Below are 19,680 nucleotides of genomic sequence, written 5' to 3' on the forward strand. Positions count from 1 at the left end.
CCTACTCGTGGCGATGCATTGCGGAGGCGTGCTTGGTGTCGCGCATGGTGGAATAGATGATCAGCGACAGGCAGATGATGCCGCTGAGATAGAAATAGAACCAGTCTTCGTGCCCGATGCTCTTGAAGTAGAGCGCGACCGCAGGTGCCGTGCCGCCGAAGATCGAAACCGTGATCGCATAGGGCAGGCCGACACCGAGCGCGCGCACGTTGGTCGGGAACAGCTCGGCCTTGACCACCGCGTTGATGGAAGTGTAGCCGGCGACGAACAGCCAGGCAGCGCAGATCAGGATGAACGCGACGAAGGGCGACTTGGTCTCCTTCAGCATCATCAACAGCGGCACGGTCGCGAGCGTGCCGGCGACACCGAAGAAGATCAGCAGCGGCTTGCGTCCGATCTTGTCGGAGATCGCGCCGTAGATCGGCTGGAGGATGGTCGCGAAGATCAGCGTGCCGAAGATCACGAACGTGGTCTGGTCCTCGGTCAGGCCGACCGAGAGCCTGACGAAGGTCTGCATGTAGGTGGTGAAGGTGTAGAACGCCGCGGTGCCGCCGGCAGTGAGGCCGACCACCAGCAGCAGCTCGCGCGGATAGCGCAGCAAGTTGGTGATCGAGCCGGTCGGCTTCACCACCTTCTTGGCCTCCTCGAACGCCTCGGTCTCGTGCAGGCCGCGCCGCATCACCGCGGCAAAGATCGCCAGCGCTGCGCCGATCGCGAAGGGGATGCGCCAGCCCCAGGCTTTCAGCTCCTCCGGTGTGAGGAAGACCCTTTGCAGGAGCAGCAGCACGATGATCGCGGTGAGCTGGCCGCCGATCAGCGTCACGTACTGGAAGCTGGAATAGAAGCCGCGATGCCTGGGATCGGCGACCTCGCTGAGATAGGTGGCGCTGGCACCATATTCGCCGCCGAGGCTCAGGCCCTCGATGACGCGGGCGAGCGCCAGGATCACCGGCGCGGCGAAGCCGATCGTGGCATGGGTCGGCGTCAGCGCGACGATCAGCGAGCCGAAGCACATGAAGACGACGGACAGGGTCAGCGAGATGCGGCGGCCGAAATGGTCGGCGAGATAGCCGAAGAACCAGCCGCCGAGGGGGCGCATCAGGAAGGTCGCCGCGAACACCACGGCGGCGTTCAGTTGTTGCACGACGGGGTCGTTACCGGGGAAGAACGCCGGCGCGAAGTAGAGCGCAAACGCCGTATAGGCGTAGAAATCGTACCATTCGACGAGATTGCCGATGGAGCCGATGAAGATCGCCTTGATCCGCCGCTCGGCGTCGGCGACGTCAAAATGCTCAGAGGCCGGGTCGGTTGCTTGCACTGTCACGTCCGGCCTCTTCGTACCTCTGCTGGAGAGGCCTACATCGCCTTTCCGAGCAGAAATGGCAACTGGCGGGGGCCTCTCACCGTTCCCTGCGACCAGGTCACCGTGCCTGCCGGATCGAGGCTGAAGTCGGGAATCCGCTTCAACCATTCCTCCAGCGCAACCTGCATTTCCATGCGCGCAAGGTTGGAACCGACGCAACGGTGGATGCCGAGGCCGAAGGCGGCGTGACGATTCTCGCGGCGGTCGATCACGACTTTGTCAGCATCCGGAAACATCTTGGGGTCGCGGTTGGCTGCCGGGAACGACAGCAGCACCATGTTGCCCGGCTTGACCGGACAGCCGGAAACCGTGGTCTCCTTGACCACTTCGCGCGCCATCGTCACCGGCGAATAGGCGCGCAGCAGCTCCTCCACCGCGGTCGGGATCAGCTCTGGCTCGGCGATCAGCCGCTCGCGGTCGGCGGGCGTCTTCGCGAGATGCCAGAGCGAGGAGCCGATCGCGCTCCAGGTGGTGTCGATGCCGGCGATCAACAGCAGGCGCAGCGAGCCCAGCACATGGGTGTCCTCGAGCGGATTACCGTTCTTGTCCCTCGCGTTCATCAGGTAGGAAATCAGGTCGTCGGTGGGCTTGTTCTTGCGCGCCTCGATGTGACCGCCGAAATAGGCCGTCATCTCCTGCACGGCCTGGAGCAGCTTGCTCTCGTCCCTGATGCCGAGCTCGAGGATCATGTGAATCCAGTTGATGAAAAGGTCGCTGTCGCTCTCGGGAATGCCGAGCATGTGCGCGATCGCCCGCACCGGAATGTGCTTGGTGTAGCGCGCCGCAGCGTCCACCCTCTGCTCGGCGATGAAGTCGTCGATCAGCTCGTTGCAGATGGCGCGGACCCGCGGCTCGAGCTTCTTCATCGCGTCCGGCGTGAAGGGCGGCAGCAGCAATTGCTTGGCCGGCTTGTGCTCGGGCGGATCGGACGTGATCGGCGGGGCCGCGTTCCTGCTGGTGATTTCCGGCCGTACGTCACGGACGATGATGCGGCGCGAAGAGAAGTGCTCGGTGTCGTTGGCAATCTCGCGCACGGCTTCATAGGTCGTCGGCAGGTAGCAGCCGAGGAAGCGTTCCGTGTGCACCACGGGACTCGCGGCGCGCAGTTCGTCCCAGATCGGGAAGGGGTCCTCGGTCCATTGCGGATCGGTGTGGTCGAAGTCATGGACCCAGTCGGTCACGGGCGGATGGGCGGCGGGCTGGTTGACGTCGGACATGGCAGGGAATTCCTTGGCTCGTGTTCGCTGAAAGCACGCGGGGCGCGGCCGCGCTACTCCTCGATCACATCGATCGCGATTTCCGGGCAGTTGGATTTCGCAAGCCAGGCCTTGTCCTCGAGCCCCGGTGGGACGGTGCCGTCGCCGACCTGGTGCGCATTGCCGTATTCGTCGAGCTCGAACAGCTCCGGCGCGAGTGCCTTGCAGCGGGCATGGCCCTGGCATTTGTCGGGATCGACGTGAACCTTCAGTCGTTCTGCCATTGCAGCTTCCTTGGTCGTGTGCGCGCAGGGCCCGTAGGGCGGCGCGGTTCCTCATTGAGTTCTATTTAAGTTATATCCTATTACATTCGCGACGGGCTTTCCCTGTCAAGCGCAAACTTATGGTGGACAGTCCAGCGATTGCTGCGAAACCGGAGTTTCCAGGCCGTACTGGCCGCACGCACGCGAAGCTGAACAATGAGCGGCCCGCAGCTGTTGTCAGCGTACGAGTGGCGTGCTGAAGGGGATCTGCCGGGCGGGGAAGGTATAACCCGCGTCTCGCCCCGTTGCAGGCGGGGCGAGACCGTTGCTCCCGGAGCAACTCGCTCAGATGAGGAAGTCGGTCGGGTACAGGCTCGCCGCGTGGACGCCGTCGAGCGTGATGGAGTCGCTCGCCGACAGTTGAATCACGGCGTCGCCGGCGGCATTGTCGCTGATGAGGCTCGACAGCGCTGTCCAGTCCGCAAATCCGTAGTCGTGCACATTGATCAGATCGTGCTCCGTCACGGTGCTGCCGAGCGCCTTGTTACCCTGATCGAAGTCGGTGATGAGGTCATTGCCGGAGCCGGTGTTGAAGACGAAGATATCGCTGTTCCCCCCGCCCGCGAGCTGGTCATCGCCGCCGCCGCCATTGAGCACGTCCCTGCCGCCGGCGATCGAGCCAGGCGTTGCGGGGGCGTAGTTCGCGGCATCTCCATAGAGGTGATCGTTGGTTCCCCCACCGGTGAGAATATCGTTACCCCCTCGGGCATTGCCGGACATGGTCCTCGCATCGCCGAAGAGCTCCGGGTGCGAAAACTGGACGGTGTCGATGCCATCGAACGCGAGTGTGAGAATGTCATCTCCCCCTTGGGCATTGTCGGTCAGCGAGGTCACCGAATCTCCGTAGCCGAATCCGCCGGTCATGACGACTTCAGTGCCGAAGGTGAAGGTGATGTTGTCGTTGCCGCCATGCGCATCGCCGCCGATGGAGCCGATGGCATCGCCACTGGCTGTTGCAAAGCCCTGCAGGGTGTCCACGTCGATGTCGAGCGTGTCATTGCCGCCCTGCGCCGTGCCGCTCATGGAACCGCCGGCATCGCCGGCGTACACATGGTCGTAGCTTCGCCAGCCGACCGAGCCCGTGATGGTGTCACTGCCGCCGTGCGAATTGCCCGACATGTCGCCGACCACATCGCCGAAAACATGAACGTCGGTGTACAGCCCGCTGGCCTGGACATTGAGCGTATCGTTGCCGCCCTTGGCGTCGTCGGTCATCGCCTGGGTATCGCCGACCACGAGGAAGGCGTTCCAGCCGAAGTTCAAATTGACGATCAGGGTGTCGTTGCCGCCGTGAGACTGACCATGCAGCGTCGTGTTGTCGTCGCCGAAGATCGTGACTTCTGCTTCGGGCTGGGGGACGGACACCGTCACGGTGTCGTTGCCGCCCCATGCGTCCGCGGTGGTCGGGAAGGTCGGATCCCCATAGATGGTTTCGATTTGACCAAACTGGTCGAGCAGGACGTCGATGGTGTCGTTCGGCAGATGCTGCATGGCGTAACTCCCATTTCATTGTCGGAAGCGGGGCCTGACGCCTGCGGACTTTTCTTTGCAAGACGCGTTGTTGACCACGCTTCACCGGGAGCAGTCTACCTTTGGTAGATGGCGGAGATTTGCAGGAATTCGGGAGAGAGTTTGATTGCGGTGAAGATTGGCAACGCCCGCGACGGGAACTCGTCTTCGTGCTGTTGCAATCCGATGTCGCCCCATGTGCCACAGGGCGACATCGCCGCCTTTGATTCAATTTCCTCAGATGATGAAGTCGGTCGGATGCAGGTTCGCCGCGTGAATCCCGTCCAGCGTGATCGAATCGTTGGCGGAGAGATGGACCACGGCATCGCCGGCGGTGTTGTCGCTGATCAGTTTCGACAATGCCGTCCAGTCTGCGAAGCCGTAGCCCTGCACGTCGATCAAATCATGTTCTGCCGCGGTGCTGCCGATGGCTTTGTTACCCTGATCGAAGTCGTTGATCGTGTCATTGCCGGAACCGGTGTTGAAGACGAAGAAGTCGCTGTTTCCCCCGCCCCACATCTGGTCGTCGCCGGCTCCTCCGTTCAGCGTATCGACGCCGCCGGTGATCGAGCCGGGCGATGCGGGCTCATAGGTCGCCGCATCGCCATACATGAAATCCCGGCCCGCGCTGCCGTTGAGGATATCGTTGCCGCCATGCGAATGGCCCGTCATGGTCGGCGCATCGCCGTACATCTGCGGAACGGCATCCGTGCCTTGGCCGTCGAGCCTGGCGGTGAGCACATCGTCGCCGCCCTGGGTGAGATCCATCAGCGATGTCGACGAATCCCCCGCGAGGGTTCCGCCCGAGATGGCGCTGTCGCCGTTCAAGGTCAAGGTCAAATTGTCGTTGCCGCCGTGCGCAAGACCCCTCAGGGAACCGATCGCGTCGCCGCTGACCGTCGCCCCGCCGTCCGACGTGAGCACGCTGACATCGAGTGTGTCGTTGCCGCCGCGCGAGGTGTCCATCATGGAACCGCCGGCATCGCCGGCGAACAGGTTGGCGCCGCCGCGCCACGCGATGGAGCCGGTGATGTCGTCATGGCCGCCCTGCGCATTGCCCGACATGTCGCCCACGACATCGCCGAAGGCCGAGACGGTCGTGTAGACCGTGCCATAGGCATCGGCGACGATGGTGTCATTGCCGCCCTTGGCGTCGTCGATCATCGATTGGGTGTCGCCGACCACGAGGGCGGCGTTCCAGCCGCCGCCGACATCGGCGATGAGCGTGTCGTTTCCACCTTGCGAATGACCAAGCAGCACCGTGTGGTCGTCGCCGAAGATCGTGAGTCTCGTATTGAGCTCGGTGACTGTGGCCGTCACGGTGTCGTTACCGCCCCAGACGTCCTTGGCCGCGGGGAAGCCGGGGTCTCCCTCCACGGTCGCGATTTGACCAAACTGGTCGAGGGTGACGTCGAAGGTATCGTTCGGTAGATGCTGCATCGCGTAACTCCCATTTCATTGTCGGAAGCGGGCCTGACGCCTGCAGAATTTTCTTGCAAGACGCGTTGTTGACCACGCTTCAACGGGAGAGTCTACCTTTGGTAGATGGCAGAGATTTGCAGGAATTCGGGAGAGAGTTGGATACGATGCACCATATCGTCGGGACGGATACGCTGCGACGACCTGCGGCACGTTTCCCACAGTTGCCGTTTCGCCGCGCCGCGCGCCCATCGTCGATGTTCCACCATTGGGCTTTGAACGATTGACGCTCTGGTCCAATGCGGTCCTGCGCGAACGGCATCGCGGGACGCGTGATCACACGCGGGGCGCTATGGCTTCTTGTGGCTTCGTGCGTACGCTGCCAGTGCCTTCCGCGCCTCCTGTTCGATGATTCTCACCGCGGCGTCGACCGCCCGCTCGTGGCCATCGTCGAGAGATTTGTCCCTCATCCAAACATACAGGTAGACCGCCAAAGCATCCTGCAGTGTCATGGCAAGCTCCTCTTCCGGACGGCGTCGTGCAAGTCGTACGGAATGATCCTGCTTTATGCACACCGACGCAATTGGAGTGACTCTTTAAGTCGAGGTTAAGCTTGATAGCAGCAATGCAATTCAAATCTGTTGAACCCGCACGGCGGCCCGACGAAGCCCGGCTGCTCGATATCGAAGAGCGCTGCGTTCGGGGCATGGCGGAAGCACGGCGCTATGGTCGGCTCGAAGCATCGCCGCCGGATCGGAGCTTATCCGGGCGCGCGGAGCCCGCCCCGATTTGATGAGGTCCGGAATCTCCGAACCTGTTCCTGGTGCGACATACGCAAAGACGCGCTCATTGGTTTTGCAGCCGATGGCCGGCAATTTTCGCAAGCTGGATTTGACAGGGGAGGCAAGTGCCCGTTTGTTCCCGCATCGGGTTCTCGACAACTGTCGGACGTTCCATATAGGCTTCGCTTCAACATGCGTTCACCACCGGCCCGCAAGCCCGAAAAGACCTACCACCACGGCGATCTCCGTGGTGCATTGATCAAGGCCGCGCTACACGAGGCGGAGCAGGGCGGCGCCGAGGCGGTCAGCATCAAGGCGCTTGCCAAGCAACTCGGCGTCTCGCAGCCGGCGCCATACCGGCATTTTGCCGACCGCGAGGCGCTGCTCGCGGCAGTCACGGCGGAGGCATTCCGGCAACTCTCGGCGCTTCTGCGCGAGGCGATGGCAAAGCCTTCGAAGCAGTCGAAACTCTCGCGACTGGCGCAGGCCACGCTCGATTTCGGCCTGCGGCGCAACGGCATCTATCGCCTGATGTTCGCTTCGCGCACGGTGTCCTGCGCGGCCAAGGGCAGCGAGCTGCACGAGGCGACGCGGGAGACCTTTGCGCTCGTGATCGAGGCTTTGGAAGCGCCCGCTGTCGGCTATTTGCGCGAACGGCAGGCGCTCAAGATCTGGGCGGCGCTGCACGGCGTCGTGATGCTGGCCGAGCAGGGCCTGTTCACCGGTGAGGCGGCGCACGCCACGCGCGAGGAACTGGTCGAGGATTTCGTCAACGAGACGAAGGCTGCGCTCGCGGTTGCGATCAAGGATGCGCGGCGTCAGAAAAGGGCCGGCGCTTGAGCCTTCGCCTTCAGCAGCCGCATCAGCTTGTCGACAGCGCTGTCCGGCGTCGTCACGACGGGACGGCCGGTGGCTTCTGCAACCAGCGGCGCAGTCGCGGCGATGCTGAACTGCGCGAGCGCAATGACGTCGCAATCGCGCAGGTCCTTCGACGCTTCGACGATCATCCGGTCATGTGCGGCGCGGTCGCCGCGATCGAGCGCGGCCAGCGCGCCCTCGGCGAGTTTCGGCACGACCCGGACCGAGGCCGGAAACTCGGGCGGCATCGACGCCAGCGTCGGCGGAAAGGTCGAGAGCAGGCCGATGCGCTGCCCCATGGTCACCGCCCTCTCGATCATGGCCTCGTTCGGCTTCAGCACCGGCATCGGCGCATGTGCGCGCGCGACCGCCTCGATGCAGGGGCCGAAGGCCGAACAAGTGAACAGGATTGCATCCGCTCCCGTCGCCGCTGCGTAATCGCCCAGCGCGAGGAAGCGCTCGGTCATGGCATCGGTGAGCGCGCCGTCGCGCGCCAGGTCTGCCGACAGGCTGTCGTCGAGCAGGTTCATCAGCCGGGCCTCGGGCCAAGCCTTCGCGAATGCCGCCTCGATCGGCGCGATGGAATGCTTGAGGGCGTGGATGAGGGTGATGCGAGCGGGCTTCGTCATTGGGCGTGAACCTGGCAGATCTCGTGCCCCGGACGCAGCGCAATGCGCAGGATTGCGCTGCGGCGCGCCCGGGACACCAGATGCGTCTTACTTGAAGGGCAGCGCGTACATCAAGCCGCCCTTGCTCCAGAGGCCGTTGAGGCCGCGATCGAGCTTGAGCGGGCTCGCCTTGCCGACATTGCGCTCGTAGATCTCGCCGTAATTGCCGGCGGCCTTGATCGCGCTCACCAGCCATTTGTTGTCGAGCCCGAGCCGCGAGCCGAGATCGCCGGAGGCACCCAGCAGGCGCTGGATCGCGGGCGTCTGCGACTTCGTCATCTCCTCGACATTGGCCTGCGTCACGCCGAGCTCCTCGGCCTCGATCAGGCCATAGTGCAGCCAGGTGATGATGTCGCTCCAGACCTCGTCGCCATTGCGGGTGAAGGGCCCGAGCGGCTCCTTGCTGATCGTCTGCGGCAGCACCACGTAGTCGGCGGCGTTCGGCGCCGCGGTCGTCACCGCGCCGGCGAGTGCTGAGGCGTCCTGGGTCATGGCGTCGCAGCGGCCGCCGAAGAAGGTCTGGTACATGGTGTCGACGCGGTCGAACACCAGCGGCTTCCAATCGATGCCGTTGGCGCGGCCGTAATCGCCGAGCGTCACCTCATGCGTGGTGCCTTGAGCCACGCAGACGGTGGCGCCCTTGAGGTCCTTGAGCTCCTTGACACCGAGGTCCTTCTTCACGACGAAGCCCTGGCCGTCGTAGAAGTTGATCGGACCCTGCCGCAGGCCCAGTGTGACGCCGCGCAGGTACGTTTGCGTCGAGTTGCGGTAGAGCACGTCGATCTCGCCCGACTGCAGCGCAGTGAAGCGGTTCTGCGCCGTCAGCGAGACGTAGCGCACCTTGTTGGGGTCGCCGAGCACGCCGGCAGCGAGCGCACGGCAATAGTCGACGTCGAGACCTTTGTAATTGCCTTGCGAGTCAGGCGCCGAGAAGCCGGCAAAGCCTGCGCTGACGCCGCACACCAGCGTGCCACGGCTCTTCACCGTATCGAGCGTTGCCGCCGACGCGACGACGGTCGATGCCGCGAGCACGCCCGCCGCGATAACCACTTTCCTCATCATGTGACTCTCCCCTCAGTGATTGACACTACGCAATACGTTGTCGACGGCCGTGCCGAGCCTGTCGACGATCAGGTCGATCTCGCTAGCCGAGGTGATGTAAGGCGGCGCCAGCAGCACGTGGTCGCCGCGAACCCCGTCGATGGTGCCGCCACCCGGATAGCAACCGAGCCCGTTCGCAAAGGCCTCGGCCTTGATCTTCTGGTGCAGCTTGAGTGCAGGATCGAACGAGGCACGCGTCGCTCGGTCGGCGACGAGCTCGATCGCCCAGAACAGGCCGCGGCCCCTGATATCGCCAACATGGCGATGATTGCCGAAGCGCTCGGTCAGACGTTGCTCGAGCTGCTTGCCGCGCTCCCTGACTTGATTCAGCAGGCCGTCTTCCCGGATCACGTCCTGCACCGCGAGCGCGGCCGCGCAGGCGAGGGGATGTGCGAGATAGGTGTGGCCGTGCTGGAAAGCGCCCGAGCCCGAGCGGATGGTGTCGATGATCCTGCCGCCTGCGAGCATCGCACCAATCGGCTGGTAGCCGCCGCCGAGCCCCTTCGCGATCGCCTGGATGTCAGGCGCGACGCCCTCCTGCTCCCATGCATGCATCGTGCCGGTGCGGCCCATGCCGCACATGACCTCGTCGAGAATGAGCAGCGCACCGTGCCGGTCGCAGATCTCGCGCATGGCCTTGAAGTAGCCCTCGGGTGCGGTCACGGCGCCAGCCGTAGCGCCGACGACAGGCTCGGCGAGGAACGCCGCGACGGTGTCAGGGCCAAGCCGCCGGAACTCGGCTTCGAGCTCGGCGGCGAGGCGCGCGACGAACTGCGCATCCGACTCGCCCTCGCGCTTCTCGTGATAGGCGAAGGCTGGCGTGACGTGGCTGAACGCCGTGGAAAGCAGCGGCGCATAGGGCGCACGCCGCCAGGCATTGCCGCCGGCAGCGAGCGCGCCGAGCGTGTTGCCGTGATAGCTCTGCCGCCGCGCGATGAAATGCTGCCGCTGCGGCTCGCCGCGCTCGATGAAATATTGCCGCGCGAGCTTGATGCTGGCTTCGATCGCCTCAGACCCGCCGCTGACGAAATAGGCGTAGGCGAGACCACCGGGCTCGTGTCCGACCAGCGTCTCGGCAAGCGCTTCTGCGGGCTCGGAGGTGAAGAAAGCAGTATGCGCATAGGCAAGTGTGGAGGCCTGCCTTGCGATCGCCGCGATCACGCGCGGGTGCTGGTGGCCGAGGCAGGAGACCGCCGCGCCGCCGGAGGCATCGATGATCCGCCGGCCATCTTCGGCGAACAGATAGACGCCTTCGCCGCCGATCGCCTTGGGCGGCGTTTCGCGCAGCGAACGATGCAGCACGCGGCTGGTGCGACGGCTCATGGATCAACCTTTCTCCGAGACGTAGGTGGAGACCGCTGCAAGCCGCGCCTCGGTATTCTGCAGACGTTTCTTTGCGGCGACACCGCCGAGCGAGAACGTGACCGCCGCGAGCGATTGTGCGATCGCGATCGCCCCGGTGAGGCTCGGAAAGAAGCCGGGAGAGGAGGCGGCCTCGAACAGCAGCACGTGGTCGGCGCCCTCGGCCATCGGTGCCGCGACGCTATCGGCGATCGCGATCAGCGTCGCCCCGGCGCGATGGGCGGCCTGCGCGACGCGGACGCTGGCATGCGTATAAGGCAGGAAGCCGATGACGATGATGGCCTCGCCCGGCCGGAATGCACCGAGGTCGAGGTCGTCGGGCCCGGACGTGCCGACGAGCTGCACCTGTTCGGGCCGGAACAGGCGCAACTCGTAATTCAGCAATTCCGCGACGCTGCGGCAGCTTCGATAGCCGGCGATCCAGATCCGCCTGGCATCGTGCAGCGCGCGAGCCGCATCCGCGATCGGCTGGGCCGTGATCCGCGGAAGGCCGGCTGCCTCGGCCTCGAGCTTGTCAGTGACGAGCGCGACATCGGCGTTCGGGCCATGGCGCCGGCCTTTGGTGCGGCCGGAGAAGGGCGCGGTCTGCGACGGCCGGCGGGCCTCGGTCAGCGCCGCTCGCAATTCCTCCCAGCCCGAATAGCCGATCGCCTTGGCCAGCCGCGTGAACGCGGCAGGATCGGCGCCGGCCTCCGCCGCGAGATCGCGCATCGAACGGGTGGTGGCGTCGTAGTCATTGGCGGCGACGAAGCGCCCGACCTCCTGCAGCCGCATCGGCAGCGAAGGCAATGCAATGCGCAGTTCGCTCAAGGGCGAGGATTTCGCGGGCTCGGCCATGAAACATTTGTTGCATGAATTATGGATTGGTGCAACATTTGACGTGCGCCGCCGGAAATCGTTTGCTTCGAGAAGGATTTTTGTGCTGTGACGTCAGACACGCCAAGACCGCCGCCGCGCCGCCGCTTCTTCGGCGCATGGGGACGTCGCGAGTTGCAGGGCTTGTTCTGGCAGGTTCTGGTAGTCGGGATCGCGGTCGGCGTTGTCGTCTTCCTCTGGTCCAACACCGTCACCAACCTGTCGGCCCGCCGCATCACCACGGGGTTCGCCTTTCTCGGCCGTGAGGCCGGCATGCCGATCGCCGACAGCCTGCTCGCCTACAATCCGAGGGATAGCTATCTCTGGGCCTTCGTCGTCGGCATCGCCAACACCCTGCGCGTCGCCGTCATCGGCATCGTGCTCGCGACCATCTTGGGTACATTGATCGGCATCTCGCGGCTGTCGGCCAACTGGCTGCTGTCGCGGCTCGCGGCGGTCTATGTCGAAACGCTGCGGGACATCCCTCTGCTGCTCCAGCTGCTGTTCTGGTACGTGCTGATGCAGGCCTTGCCGGCGGCGCGCGCCGCGTGGCGGCCGGTCGAGGGTGTGTTCCTCTCCAATCGCGGCCTGATCCTGCCGGCGATCCCGTTCGGAGCTCCGCAGCTCTGGGTGCTTGGCGCCGCGGTACTGGGTCTGGTCGTCTTCCATGTCATTCGGCGGCGGCTGATTGCACGGCAGATGCGCGACGGCAAGCCGCGGCCGGCCTGGCCGTTTGCGCTCGGTCTCATCGTCGCGCTGCCGGTCGCCGTGTCGCTGGTGCTCGGCGTATCCTGGACGATCGAGTGGCCGCAGCTGCGCGGCTTCAATTTCGTCGGCGGGCTGACGCTCGCGCCGGAATATTTCGCGCTGCTGATCGCGCTCGTGACCTACACATCGGCCTTCATCGCCGAGATCGTGCGCAGCGGCATCCAGTCGGTGCCGCGCGGGCAATGGGACGCCGCCAGCGCGCTTGGCCTGCGTCGCAGCTTCGTGCTGCGGCAGATCATCCTGCCACAGGCGCTGCGCGTCATCGTGCCGCCGATGACGAGCCAGTATCTCAACCTGACCAAGAATTCCTCGCTCGCCGTCGCGATCGGCTATCAGGACGTGGTCTCGATCGCCAATACCACGCTGAACCAGACCGGGCAGGCGATCGAGGCGATCGCGCTGATCATGGCGGTGTTCCTGACCATCAGCCTTTCCATCAGCTTCTTCATGAACTGGTACAACGCGCGCATCGCGCTGGTGGAGCGCTGACCATGACCGCGATCACCGACATCCCCGATGCACCGCGCGCCGCCCGCCGGCCGCAGCTGGGAAATCCGGTGCTGCGCTGGCTGCGCACGAATCTGTTCTCCTCGATGCCAAACGGCATCCTCACGGTCGTGCTTCTGGCAATGCTCGGAAAGGCCGCGGTCAGCTTCGTGCAATGGGGCATCGCCAACGCGGTCTGGTTCGCGCCAGCGAACGATTCCGCTGCCTGCCGCGCGATGCGTGGCGTCGGCGCCTGCTGGGCGATCATTCCCGAAAAATACCGCTTCATCCTGTTCGGCACTTATCCGTTCGATGAGCAGTGGCGACCGGCGCTGGCGGTGGTCTTGTTCATCGCGCTGTACTACCTCTCGACCCGCCGCGTGCTCTGGCGACGCGAGCTGGCCTATCTCTGGATCGGCGCGCTGGCGCTGATCAGCGTGCTGATGTGGGGCGGCGTGTTCGGACTCTCCTTCGTCTCGCAGGACCGCTGGGGTGGTTTGCCGGTGACGCTGATCCTGGCGACGTTCGGTCTCGCCTTCGGCTTTCCGCTCGGCATCCTCGTCGCCCTCGGCCGGAGATCGAAGCTGCCGGCGATCCGCTCGCTGTGCGTGTTCTATGTCGAGCTGATCCGCGGCGTGCCGCTGGTGAGCCTATTGTTCATGGCGAGCGTGATGTTTCCGCTGTTCATGCCCGCTGGATTCAACATCGACAAGCTGCTGCGCGCGCAGATCGCGATCATCCTGTTCGCGGGTGCCTATCTCGCCGAAGTCATCCGCGGCGGTCTTCAGGCCGTGCCCAGGGGGCAATATGAGGCGGCCGACGCGCTCGGGCTGTCGTACTGGCGCAAGCACCGGCTCATCGTCCTGCCGCAGGCGATCCGCCACGTCATCCCGCCGCTGGTCAACACCTTCATCGCTTTCTTCAAGGACACCAGCCTCGTTCTGATCATCGGCATCTTCGACCTGCTCACCACGGCGAAGACCGCGATCATTGATCCTGCCTGGCAACAGTTCTCGGTCGAGGTCTATATCTTCGTCGCTGCGATATATTTTGCCTTCTGCTTCGCGATGTCGCGCTACAGCCGCAGCCTCGAGGCTACGAGAAGGTGAGAGTCTCGTGTCCCGGACAAGGTGCAGCGCGTCAGCGCTGCGCCGCAGAGCCGGGACCCAGGAGATGCAGAGGCGGTTATGGTGACATGGGCCCCGGCTCTGCAGCGCACCGCCTAAGAGGCGCTGCGCCGCGTCCGGGGCACGGGAGGCTACTTCTTCACCTTCGGATCAATCGGCGTCTGCCCGCGCAGGCCGAGAACATCCTCCAGCACCTTGGCGCCGGCGATCACCTGCGCGTCCGCGCGCGGGGCGCCGACGACCTGCACGCCGACCGGCAGGCCCGATGTCGTGAACCCGCACGGCAGCGACAGTGACGGGCAGCAGGCGAGCGTGATGGCGTAGACGATGCCGAGCCACTCGACGTAGTTCTCGAACCTCTTGCCGTCGCATTCGGCGACGTAGCGGTGTTCGATCGGGAAGGGCGGCACGATCGTGGTCGGTGTCAGCAACAGATCGTAGGTCTTGAAGAACTCGACCGCGCGGGCGGTCATGCCGACGCGCTGCGCCTCGGCGCGCGCGAGCTGATCGACCGTGAGCTTGAGGCCTTCCTCGATGTTCCAGATCACCTCGGGCTTGAGCAGGTCGCGCTTGGTGCGCAGCAGGTTGGCCTTGGTGATCGCGAAATCGAACGCGCGCAGCACGTGGAAGCATTCATGCGCCTCGCGCCAGTCCGGATGCGCCTCCTCGACGATCGCGCCGGCTTCCGCGAAGCGCTCCGCGGCCTTGCGCGTGATCGCCTTCACCTCGGCATCGACCGGGGTGATGCCGAGATCGGGCGAGTAGGCGATACGCTTCGGTTTCTTGCCCGCCTGGGCCGCCGACAAGAACGAGGTCATCGGCGCCGGCAGCGACAGCGGATCGTCTGCATAGTCGCCGCTCATGGCATCCAGCAGCAGCGCAAGATCCTCGACGTTGCGCGCCATCGGGCCGACCACGCCGAGATTGCGATCGATACCGGATTTGGGGGTGTGTGCGACACGGCCGATGCTCGGCCGCATGCCGACGACGCCGCAGAAAGCCGCCGGATTGCGCAAGGATCCGCCCATGTCGGAGCCCTGCGCCAGCCAGGCCATGCCGGTCGCGAGCGCCACGGCCGCGCCGCCGGAGGACCCCGCTGCCGATTTCGTCGTATCCCAGGGATTGAGCGTCGCGCCAAACACCTCGTTGAAGGTGTTGGCGCCGGCGCCGAATTCCGGCGTGTTGGATTTGGCGTAGACCACCGCGCCGTTGGCCTCGAGGTTCTCGACCATGAGGTCGGACTTCGCGGGGATGTTGTCCTTGAAGATCGGCGAGCCCTGCGTGTTCAACACGCCCGCGACGTCGGTCAGGTCCTTGATCGGCACCGGCAGGCCCGCAAGCAGCCCGCGCGCGCCGGCCGGCTTCTGCATCAGTGCTTTCGCGTTGGTCCTCGCGCGATCGAAGCACAGTATCGGCAGCGCGTTGACCTTGCCGTCGACCTGCTTGATGCGCTTCTCCAGCACATCCAGCAGCTCGAGCGGCGACACGTCGCCGGACCGCAGCTTGTCGACGATCGCGCATGCGGTTTCGCGGATCATATCTTGAGACAATTATCTTACTCCTACCTCTTGATTGTCATTCCGGGGCGCCCGAAGGGCGAACCCGGAATCTCGAGGCTCCGGGTTCGATGCTTCGCATCGCCCCGGAACGACGGTGCCTAGAAGATCTCCGGGCAATTAACCCCACCCCGCGCTGATGCCGCCGTCCACCGTGTAGATCACGCCCGACGTGTAGCCAGCGCGGTCCGACGCCAGGAACGCCATGAGGTCGCCGATCTCGCGCGCATGCGCGGGGCGGCCGAGCGGCAGGCTCTTCTGGAATTCCCTGTAGCGGCTCTCGTCGCCGAACTGATGCTTCGCCCGTGTCTTCAGCAGCGTGACGTGGCGGTCGGTGCCGACGGGCCCGGGATTGATGCCGACCACGCGGATGTTGTCGGCGAGGCTCTTGCCGCCGAGCGCGCGGGTGAAGGCCATCAGCGCAGCGTTGCCGGCGCTGCCGCAGATGTAGTTGGCGTCGAACTTTTCGCCGGCCGCGCCGATGTCGTTGATAATGACGCCGCCGCCGCGTTCCTTCATCTGCGCATAGATATGCCGCGTCAGGTTGATGTAGCCGAACACTTTCAGTTCCCAGGCGTGGCGCCAGGCCGGTTCGTCGATCTTGTCGATCGAGCCGCCGGGGATATCGCCGGCATTGTTGACGAGGATGTCGATGTCGGCGGCTTCTTTCGCCAGTCGTGCCACGTCCTCTTCCTTGCGCAGATCGACGATGCTCGTCGCGGCGTCGATCTGGTGTGCGGAGCGCAGGCGTTCGGCCAGCACCTTCAGCGCCTCGCCACTGCGGGCGGCGAGCAGGAGATGCGCGCCTTCCTCGGCAAACGCCTCGGCGGCGGCTGCGCCGATGCCCTTGGACGCGCCGGTGATCAGGACGCGCTTGCCGCGCAGATGCAGATCCATGGGGATACTCGCAGGAAAGGAACAGGATCAGATCAGTAGGCGCTCGGCCGCGCCACGGTCAACATTGCAGTGCAGCGTTGCGCCGCCCGCGACTTTGGTCCATTGCAGTGCGATCAATATGCGGCGGCTGCCGGACCAACCAAGGACGTTCTCGATGAGCAAGAAACAATACCGGATCGCGGTCATTCCCGGCGACGGCATCGGCAAGGAAGTCATGCCGGAGGGCCTGCGCGTTCTGGAGGCGGCGGCGAAGAAGCATGGCGTTTCCGTTCAATTCGACCATTTCGACTTCTCGTCCTGGGACTATTACGAGAAGCACGGCCAGATGATGCCTGATGACTGGAAGGAGAAGATCGGCCAGCACGACGCGATCTATTTCGGCGCGGTCGGCTGGCCGGCCAAGATCCCGGATCACGTCTCGCTGTGGGGCTCGCTGATCAAATTCCGCCGCGAGTTCGATCAGTACGTGAACCTTCGCCCGGTGCGGCTGATGCCCGGCGTGCCGTCGCCGCTGGCGGGCCGCAAGCCCGGCGACATCGATTTCTGGGTGGTGCGCGAAAACACCGAAGGTGAATATTCCTCCGTCGGCGGCCGCATGTTCCCCGATACCGACCGCGAGTTCGTGACCCAGCAGACGGTGATGACCCGCACCGGCGTCGATCGCATCCTGAAATTCGCCTTCGAGCTCGCGCAGTCGCGGCCGAAGAAGCATCTGACCTCGGCGACCAAGTCCAACGGCATCTCCATCACCATGCCCTATTGGGACGAGCGCGTGGAGGCCATGGCCAGGAAATTCCCGGGCGTGAAGTGGGACAAGTACCACATCGACATTCTGACGGCGAACTTCGTACTGCACCCGGACTGGTTCGATGTCGTGGTCGGCTCCAATCTGTTCGGCGACATTCTTTCCGATCTCGGCCCGGCCTGCACCGGCACGATCGGCATCGCACCATCAGGCAACATCAACCCCGAGGGCGATTTCCCCTCGGTGTTCGAGCCGGTGCACGGCTCGGCGCCTGATATCGCGGGGCAAGGCATCGCCAACCCGATCGGCATGATCTGGTCGGGCGCCATGATGCTCGAGCACCTGGGCGAGAAGGAAGCAGGACAATCGATCGTCGATGCGATTGAGCGCACGCTGGCCGAACGCACGCTGCGCACCAAGGACCTCGGCGGCAATGCCGATACCACGGCCTGCGGCAAGGCGGTCGCGGACATGGTGGACTAAGGCGAGTTCGCGCAAGCAACTCCAGTGTCGTCCCGGCGAAAGCCGGGACCCATTACCCCTGGGCGTGGTTGTCGCACGAACTGACAACCGCGAATCTTCGCCAAACCATATCCTGTGGCTATGGATCCCGGATCTGCGCTTCGCTTGTCCGGGACGACATCGCTGTGACGACTTCGTTCCGGTTCAGCCGATGATCTTCTCGACCGCTGCCTGATCCAGCCCGAACTTCTTCCCGGCCTCGAGAATCTCCTGCCAGGTGGTCGGATCGACAGGAATGCCTTCGGCAAGCCGCTTCTTCTTGGTCTCGCGCTCGGGCTCGCCGGCGATCTTGACCTTGTCGACGCCGGGGGCGGGCGGTGAGCCGGTGTGCCAGGCGACGAAGCTCTCGACTTCGCGCGCGAGGTTTTCGCCGGTGCCGAGCTTGCCCGGGTCGATGACGATCGAGAGCATGCCGTTGAGGACGTTGTGCTTGCCGTCGGACGGGCCCTTGACCACCTGTCCGCCGGAGAGTGCGCCGCCGAGAATTTCGCACACGAGCGCGAGCCCCGAACCCTTGTGCTCTCCGAACGGCAGGATGGCGCCGTACGGCGGGATCACGGTGTAGCGCGGATTGACCGTGGGCTTGCCTTCATTGTCGATGATGGTGCCGGGCTCGAGCTCGACGCCTTTGTTGTGGGCAACGCGGGTTTTGCCCTGCGCGATCCTGCTGGTGGCGAAGTCGAGCACGATGGGGTCCTTGCCCCTGCGAGGAATGCCGACGCAGAACGGGTTGGTGCCGTGGCGCGCATCGCTGCCGCCCCAGGGCGCCACGATCGGGCGCGAGATCACGTTGACGAAGTGAATCGAGACCAGCCCGTGGTCGATGCACTGCTCGGCCCAGTGGCCGATGCGGCCGATGTGGTGCGAGTTGGAGAGGCCGACGAGACACACGCCGTTGCGCTTGGCGCGCTCGGCCGCCAACTCCATCGCTTCATGGCCGATCACCTGGCCATAGCCGGTGAGGCCGTCCAGGGTCAGAAGCGGACCGGTGTCGAGCACGATCTTGACGTGCGCGTTCACGGCGAGGCCGCCGTTGGTGACGCTCTGGACATAGCGCGGGATCATGCCGACTCCGTGAGAGTCATGTCCCTTCAGATTGGCCTCGACGAGATTGGTGGACACGAGCTCGGCCTCGCGGTCCGAGGAGCCTCCGGCCTTGACGATGGCGTGGATGGCTTTGGTGAGCGGCTCTGCCTTGATGGTGCGATAGTCGGCCATTGTTGTTGCTCTTATCCCTTCACGATGCGGCGGCAGTGGACCCAGGCTGCCTCAATCAGGTTCTCGCTCGCTTCCGGTGTGCGGAAGGCCGAATGCGCCGACAGCGTCACGTTCGGCAGTTTCGTCAGTGGGTGATCGCCGGGCAGCGGTTCGATGTTGAAGACATCGAGGCCCGCATGGCGGATATGGCCGGACTTCAGCGCGTCGATCATGGCGGCTTCGTCGATGACAGCGGCGCGCGCAGTGTTGATGAGGATGATGCCGCGCTTCATCGCGAGGATCTTCTCGCGCGTGATCATGCCGCGGGTTTCGTCGTTGAGCAGCAGATGCAGCGATACGACGTCGCTCTTGGCCAGCACCGTATCGAGATCGGTGAACTCGACGCCGGGATAGCTCTTCGGCGAGCGGTTCCAGGCGATCACCTTCATGCCGCTGCCGGACGCAATGCGCGCAACTTCCGCGGCGATGCCGCCGAAGCCGATCAGCCCGAGGGTCTTGCCGGTGAGCTGCATGCCGTCCTCGCGCAGCCAGTTGCCGGCCCGCATCTCGCGGTCCATCATCGCTATGACGCGGGCCGAGGCCCACATCAGCGCGATTGCGGATTCCGCCACGGCCGTGTCGCCATAGCCCTTGATCAGATGCACGGAGATGCCGAGCTCGGCGAGCTCTTCCGGATTCATGTAGCTGCGCGCGCCGGTGCCGAGGAACACGACGTGCTTCAGGCCGGTGCACTTCTTCGCGACCTCGGTCGGCAGCGCTGTATGATCGACGATCGCGATCTCGGCGCCATCGAGCACTTCCGGATATTGTTCGGGCTTGATGTCGGGATCCCTGTGGATCCGAACCTCGGGATCACCGGGCCTCGTTAGCCGCTCCATGATCCCGGCGAGGGCTTCATTGGCGTCGACGAAAACTCCGCGCATGT

18 protein-coding genes are annotated in these 19,680 nt (G+C 64.6%); 4 read left to right on the forward strand and 14 right to left on the reverse strand.

Annotated elements, in window-relative coordinates; all coding sequences use genetic code 11:
• Position 1: 1 nt before the first annotated feature.
• The 6 genes from XH87_RS30345 to XH87_RS30370 form a co-directional block, all read right to left on the reverse strand.
• Entirely contained in the window at positions 2-1,324 is a 1,323-nt protein-coding gene (locus XH87_RS30345; RefSeq protein ID WP_271590061.1) for an MFS transporter, read from the reverse strand.
• A 32-nt stretch (positions 1,325-1,356) separates the two neighbouring features.
• Positions 1,357-2,580, reverse strand: coding sequence for a cytochrome P450 (locus XH87_RS30350; RefSeq protein ID WP_035710741.1), 1,224 nt, complete (start codon positions 2,578-2,580; stop codon positions 1,357-1,359).
• A 53-nt stretch (positions 2,581-2,633) separates the two neighbouring features.
• Positions 2,634-2,843 carry a ferredoxin gene (locus tag XH87_RS30355; RefSeq protein WP_271590062.1) on the reverse strand — a complete coding sequence of 70 codons (210 nt, stop codon included), beginning with the start codon at positions 2,841-2,843 and terminating at the stop codon, positions 2,634-2,636.
• A 324-nt stretch (positions 2,844-3,167) separates the two neighbouring features.
• Complete coding sequence (locus tag XH87_RS30360; RefSeq protein ID WP_271590063.1) at positions 3,168-4,373, reverse strand: calcium-binding protein; 1,206 nt, start codon at positions 4,371-4,373, stop codon at positions 3,168-3,170.
• A 255-nt stretch (positions 4,374-4,628) separates the two neighbouring features.
• Positions 4,629-5,831, reverse strand: coding sequence for a calcium-binding protein (locus XH87_RS30365; protein ID WP_271590064.1), 1,203 nt, complete (start codon positions 5,829-5,831; stop codon positions 4,629-4,631).
• A 329-nt stretch (positions 5,832-6,160) separates the two neighbouring features.
• Positions 6,161-6,322: a hypothetical protein gene (locus XH87_RS30370; protein ID WP_157461049.1), complete on the reverse strand. Its 162-nt coding sequence runs from the start codon at positions 6,320-6,322 to the stop codon at positions 6,161-6,163.
• A gap of 462 nt (positions 6,323-6,784) precedes the next feature.
• Between XH87_RS30370 and XH87_RS30375 the strand changes: the two genes are divergently transcribed.
• A complete protein-coding gene (locus tag XH87_RS30375; protein ID WP_271590065.1) occupies positions 6,785-7,432 on the forward strand; it encodes a TetR/AcrR family transcriptional regulator in 648 nt (215 codons plus the stop codon).
• On the opposite strand, the gene XH87_RS30380 is transcribed toward XH87_RS30375, so the two are convergent.
• The 4 genes from XH87_RS30380 to XH87_RS30395 all read right to left on the reverse strand — a co-directional run bounded on the left by XH87_RS30380 (position 7,411) and on the right by XH87_RS30395 (position 11,418).
• Positions 7,411-8,079, reverse strand: a complete 669-nt coding sequence (locus XH87_RS30380; protein ID WP_271590066.1) for an aspartate/glutamate racemase family protein — start codon at positions 8,077-8,079, stop codon at positions 7,411-7,413. The two genes, XH87_RS30375 and XH87_RS30380, sit on opposite strands and share 22 nt — an antisense overlap.
• Positions 8,080-8,166: 87 nt before the next feature.
• Positions 8,167-9,180 carry an amino acid ABC transporter substrate-binding protein gene (locus XH87_RS30385; RefSeq protein ID WP_271590067.1) on the reverse strand — a complete coding sequence of 338 codons (1,014 nt, stop codon included), beginning with the start codon at positions 9,178-9,180 and terminating at the stop codon, positions 8,167-8,169.
• Between the two features lie 12 nt (positions 9,181-9,192).
• The gene (locus XH87_RS30390) at positions 9,193-10,542 is read right to left on the reverse strand and encodes an aspartate aminotransferase family protein (protein WP_271590068.1); all 1,350 of its coding nucleotides are present in this window, start codon (positions 10,540-10,542) and stop codon (positions 9,193-9,195) included.
• A 3-nt stretch (positions 10,543-10,545) separates the two neighbouring features.
• The gene (locus tag XH87_RS30395; RefSeq protein ID WP_271590069.1) at positions 10,546-11,418 is read right to left on the reverse strand and encodes a MurR/RpiR family transcriptional regulator; all 873 of its coding nucleotides are present in this window, start codon (positions 11,416-11,418) and stop codon (positions 10,546-10,548) included.
• 87 nt (positions 11,419-11,505) lie between these two features.
• Between XH87_RS30395 and XH87_RS30400 the strand changes: the two genes are divergently transcribed.
• Positions 11,506-12,693 carry an amino acid ABC transporter permease gene (locus XH87_RS30400; protein ID WP_035710797.1) on the forward strand — a complete coding sequence of 396 codons (1,188 nt, stop codon included), beginning with the start codon at positions 11,506-11,508 and terminating at the stop codon, positions 12,691-12,693.
• Positions 12,694-12,695: 2 nt separating this feature from the next.
• The gene (locus tag XH87_RS30405; RefSeq protein WP_271590070.1) at positions 12,696-13,799 is read left to right on the forward strand and encodes an amino acid ABC transporter permease; all 1,104 of its coding nucleotides are present in this window, start codon (positions 12,696-12,698) and stop codon (positions 13,797-13,799) included.
• A gap of 149 nt (positions 13,800-13,948) precedes the next feature.
• Here XH87_RS30405 and XH87_RS30410 read toward each other — a convergent pair whose 3' ends face one another.
• Together XH87_RS30410 and XH87_RS30415 are read right to left on the reverse strand one after the other, a co-directional pair.
• Positions 13,949-15,367 carry an amidase gene (locus XH87_RS30410; RefSeq protein WP_271590071.1) on the reverse strand — a complete coding sequence of 473 codons (1,419 nt, stop codon included), beginning with the start codon at positions 15,365-15,367 and terminating at the stop codon, positions 13,949-13,951.
• Positions 15,368-15,493: 126 nt separating this feature from the next.
• A complete protein-coding gene (locus XH87_RS30415) occupies positions 15,494-16,270 on the reverse strand; it encodes an SDR family oxidoreductase (protein ID WP_271590072.1) in 777 nt (258 codons plus the stop codon).
• A 154-nt stretch (positions 16,271-16,424) separates the two neighbouring features.
• Here XH87_RS30415 and XH87_RS30420 point away from each other — a divergent pair, with 154 nt between their 5' ends.
• Entirely contained in the window at positions 16,425-17,498 is a 1,074-nt protein-coding gene (locus tag XH87_RS30420) for a tartrate dehydrogenase (RefSeq protein WP_035710801.1), read from the forward strand.
• A 183-nt stretch (positions 17,499-17,681) separates the two neighbouring features.
• Here the strand turns inward: XH87_RS30420 and XH87_RS30425 are convergent, their stop codons facing one another.
• Together XH87_RS30425 and XH87_RS30430 are read right to left on the reverse strand one after the other, a co-directional pair.
• Positions 17,682-18,755: a malate/lactate/ureidoglycolate dehydrogenase gene (locus XH87_RS30425; protein WP_271590073.1), complete on the reverse strand. Its 1,074-nt coding sequence runs from the start codon at positions 18,753-18,755 to the stop codon at positions 17,682-17,684.
• A gap of 11 nt (positions 18,756-18,766) precedes the next feature.
• Positions 18,767-19,678 carry an NAD(P)-dependent oxidoreductase gene (locus tag XH87_RS30430; RefSeq protein ID WP_271590074.1) on the reverse strand — a complete coding sequence of 304 codons (912 nt, stop codon included), beginning with the start codon at positions 19,676-19,678 and terminating at the stop codon, positions 18,767-18,769.
• Positions 19,679-19,680 lie beyond the last annotated feature (2 nt).

The sequence above is a fragment of the Bradyrhizobium sp. CCBAU 53415 genome, assembly GCF_028128735.1.
In the GTDB taxonomy this organism is placed as follows: Bacteria; Pseudomonadota; Alphaproteobacteria; order Rhizobiales; family Xanthobacteraceae; genus Bradyrhizobium.

What these genes read in the sequence shown, in the direction of transcription:
- XH87_RS30350 (WP_035710741.1), bottom strand. Translation starts at nt 2,580, where the DNA reads ATGTCCGACGTCAACCAGCCCGCCGCCCATCCGCCCGTGACCGACTGG.
- XH87_RS30355 (WP_271590062.1), bottom strand. Translation starts at nt 2,843, where the DNA reads ATGGCAGAACGACTGAAGGTTCACGTCGATCCCGACAAATGCCAGGGC.
- XH87_RS30360 (WP_271590063.1), bottom strand. Translation starts at nt 4,373, where the DNA reads ATGCAGCATCTGCCGAACGACACCATCGACGTCCTGCTCGACCAGTTT.
- XH87_RS30365 (WP_271590064.1), bottom strand. Translation starts at nt 5,831, where the DNA reads ATGCAGCATCTACCGAACGATACCTTCGACGTCACCCTCGACCAGTTT.
- XH87_RS30370 (WP_157461049.1), bottom strand. Translation starts at nt 6,322, where the DNA reads ATGACACTGCAGGATGCTTTGGCGGTCTACCTGTATGTTTGGATGAGG.
- XH87_RS30375 (WP_271590065.1), top strand. Translation starts at nt 6,785, where the DNA reads ATGCGTTCACCACCGGCCCGCAAGCCCGAAAAGACCTACCACCACGGC.
- XH87_RS30380 (WP_271590066.1), bottom strand. Translation starts at nt 8,079, where the DNA reads ATGACGAAGCCCGCTCGCATCACCCTCATCCACGCCCTCAAGCATTCC.
- XH87_RS30385 (WP_271590067.1), bottom strand. Translation starts at nt 9,180, where the DNA reads ATGATGAGGAAAGTGGTTATCGCGGCGGGCGTGCTCGCGGCATCGACC.
- XH87_RS30390 (WP_271590068.1), bottom strand. Translation starts at nt 10,542, where the DNA reads ATGAGCCGTCGCACCAGCCGCGTGCTGCATCGTTCGCTGCGCGAAACG.
- XH87_RS30395 (WP_271590069.1), bottom strand. Translation starts at nt 11,418, where the DNA reads ATGGCCGAGCCCGCGAAATCCTCGCCCTTGAGCGAACTGCGCATTGCA.
- XH87_RS30405 (WP_271590070.1), top strand. Translation starts at nt 12,696, where the DNA reads ATGACCGCGATCACCGACATCCCCGATGCACCGCGCGCCGCCCGCCGG.
- XH87_RS30415 (WP_271590072.1), bottom strand. Translation starts at nt 16,270, where the DNA reads ATGGATCTGCATCTGCGCGGCAAGCGCGTCCTGATCACCGGCGCGTCC.
- XH87_RS30420 (WP_035710801.1), top strand. Translation starts at nt 16,425, where the DNA reads ATGAGCAAGAAACAATACCGGATCGCGGTCATTCCCGGCGACGGCATC.
- XH87_RS30425 (WP_271590073.1), bottom strand. Translation starts at nt 18,755, where the DNA reads ATGGCCGACTATCGCACCATCAAGGCAGAGCCGCTCACCAAAGCCATC.
- XH87_RS30430 (WP_271590074.1), bottom strand. Translation starts at nt 19,678, where the DNA reads ATGCGCGGAGTTTTCGTCGACGCCAATGAAGCCCTCGCCGGGATCATG.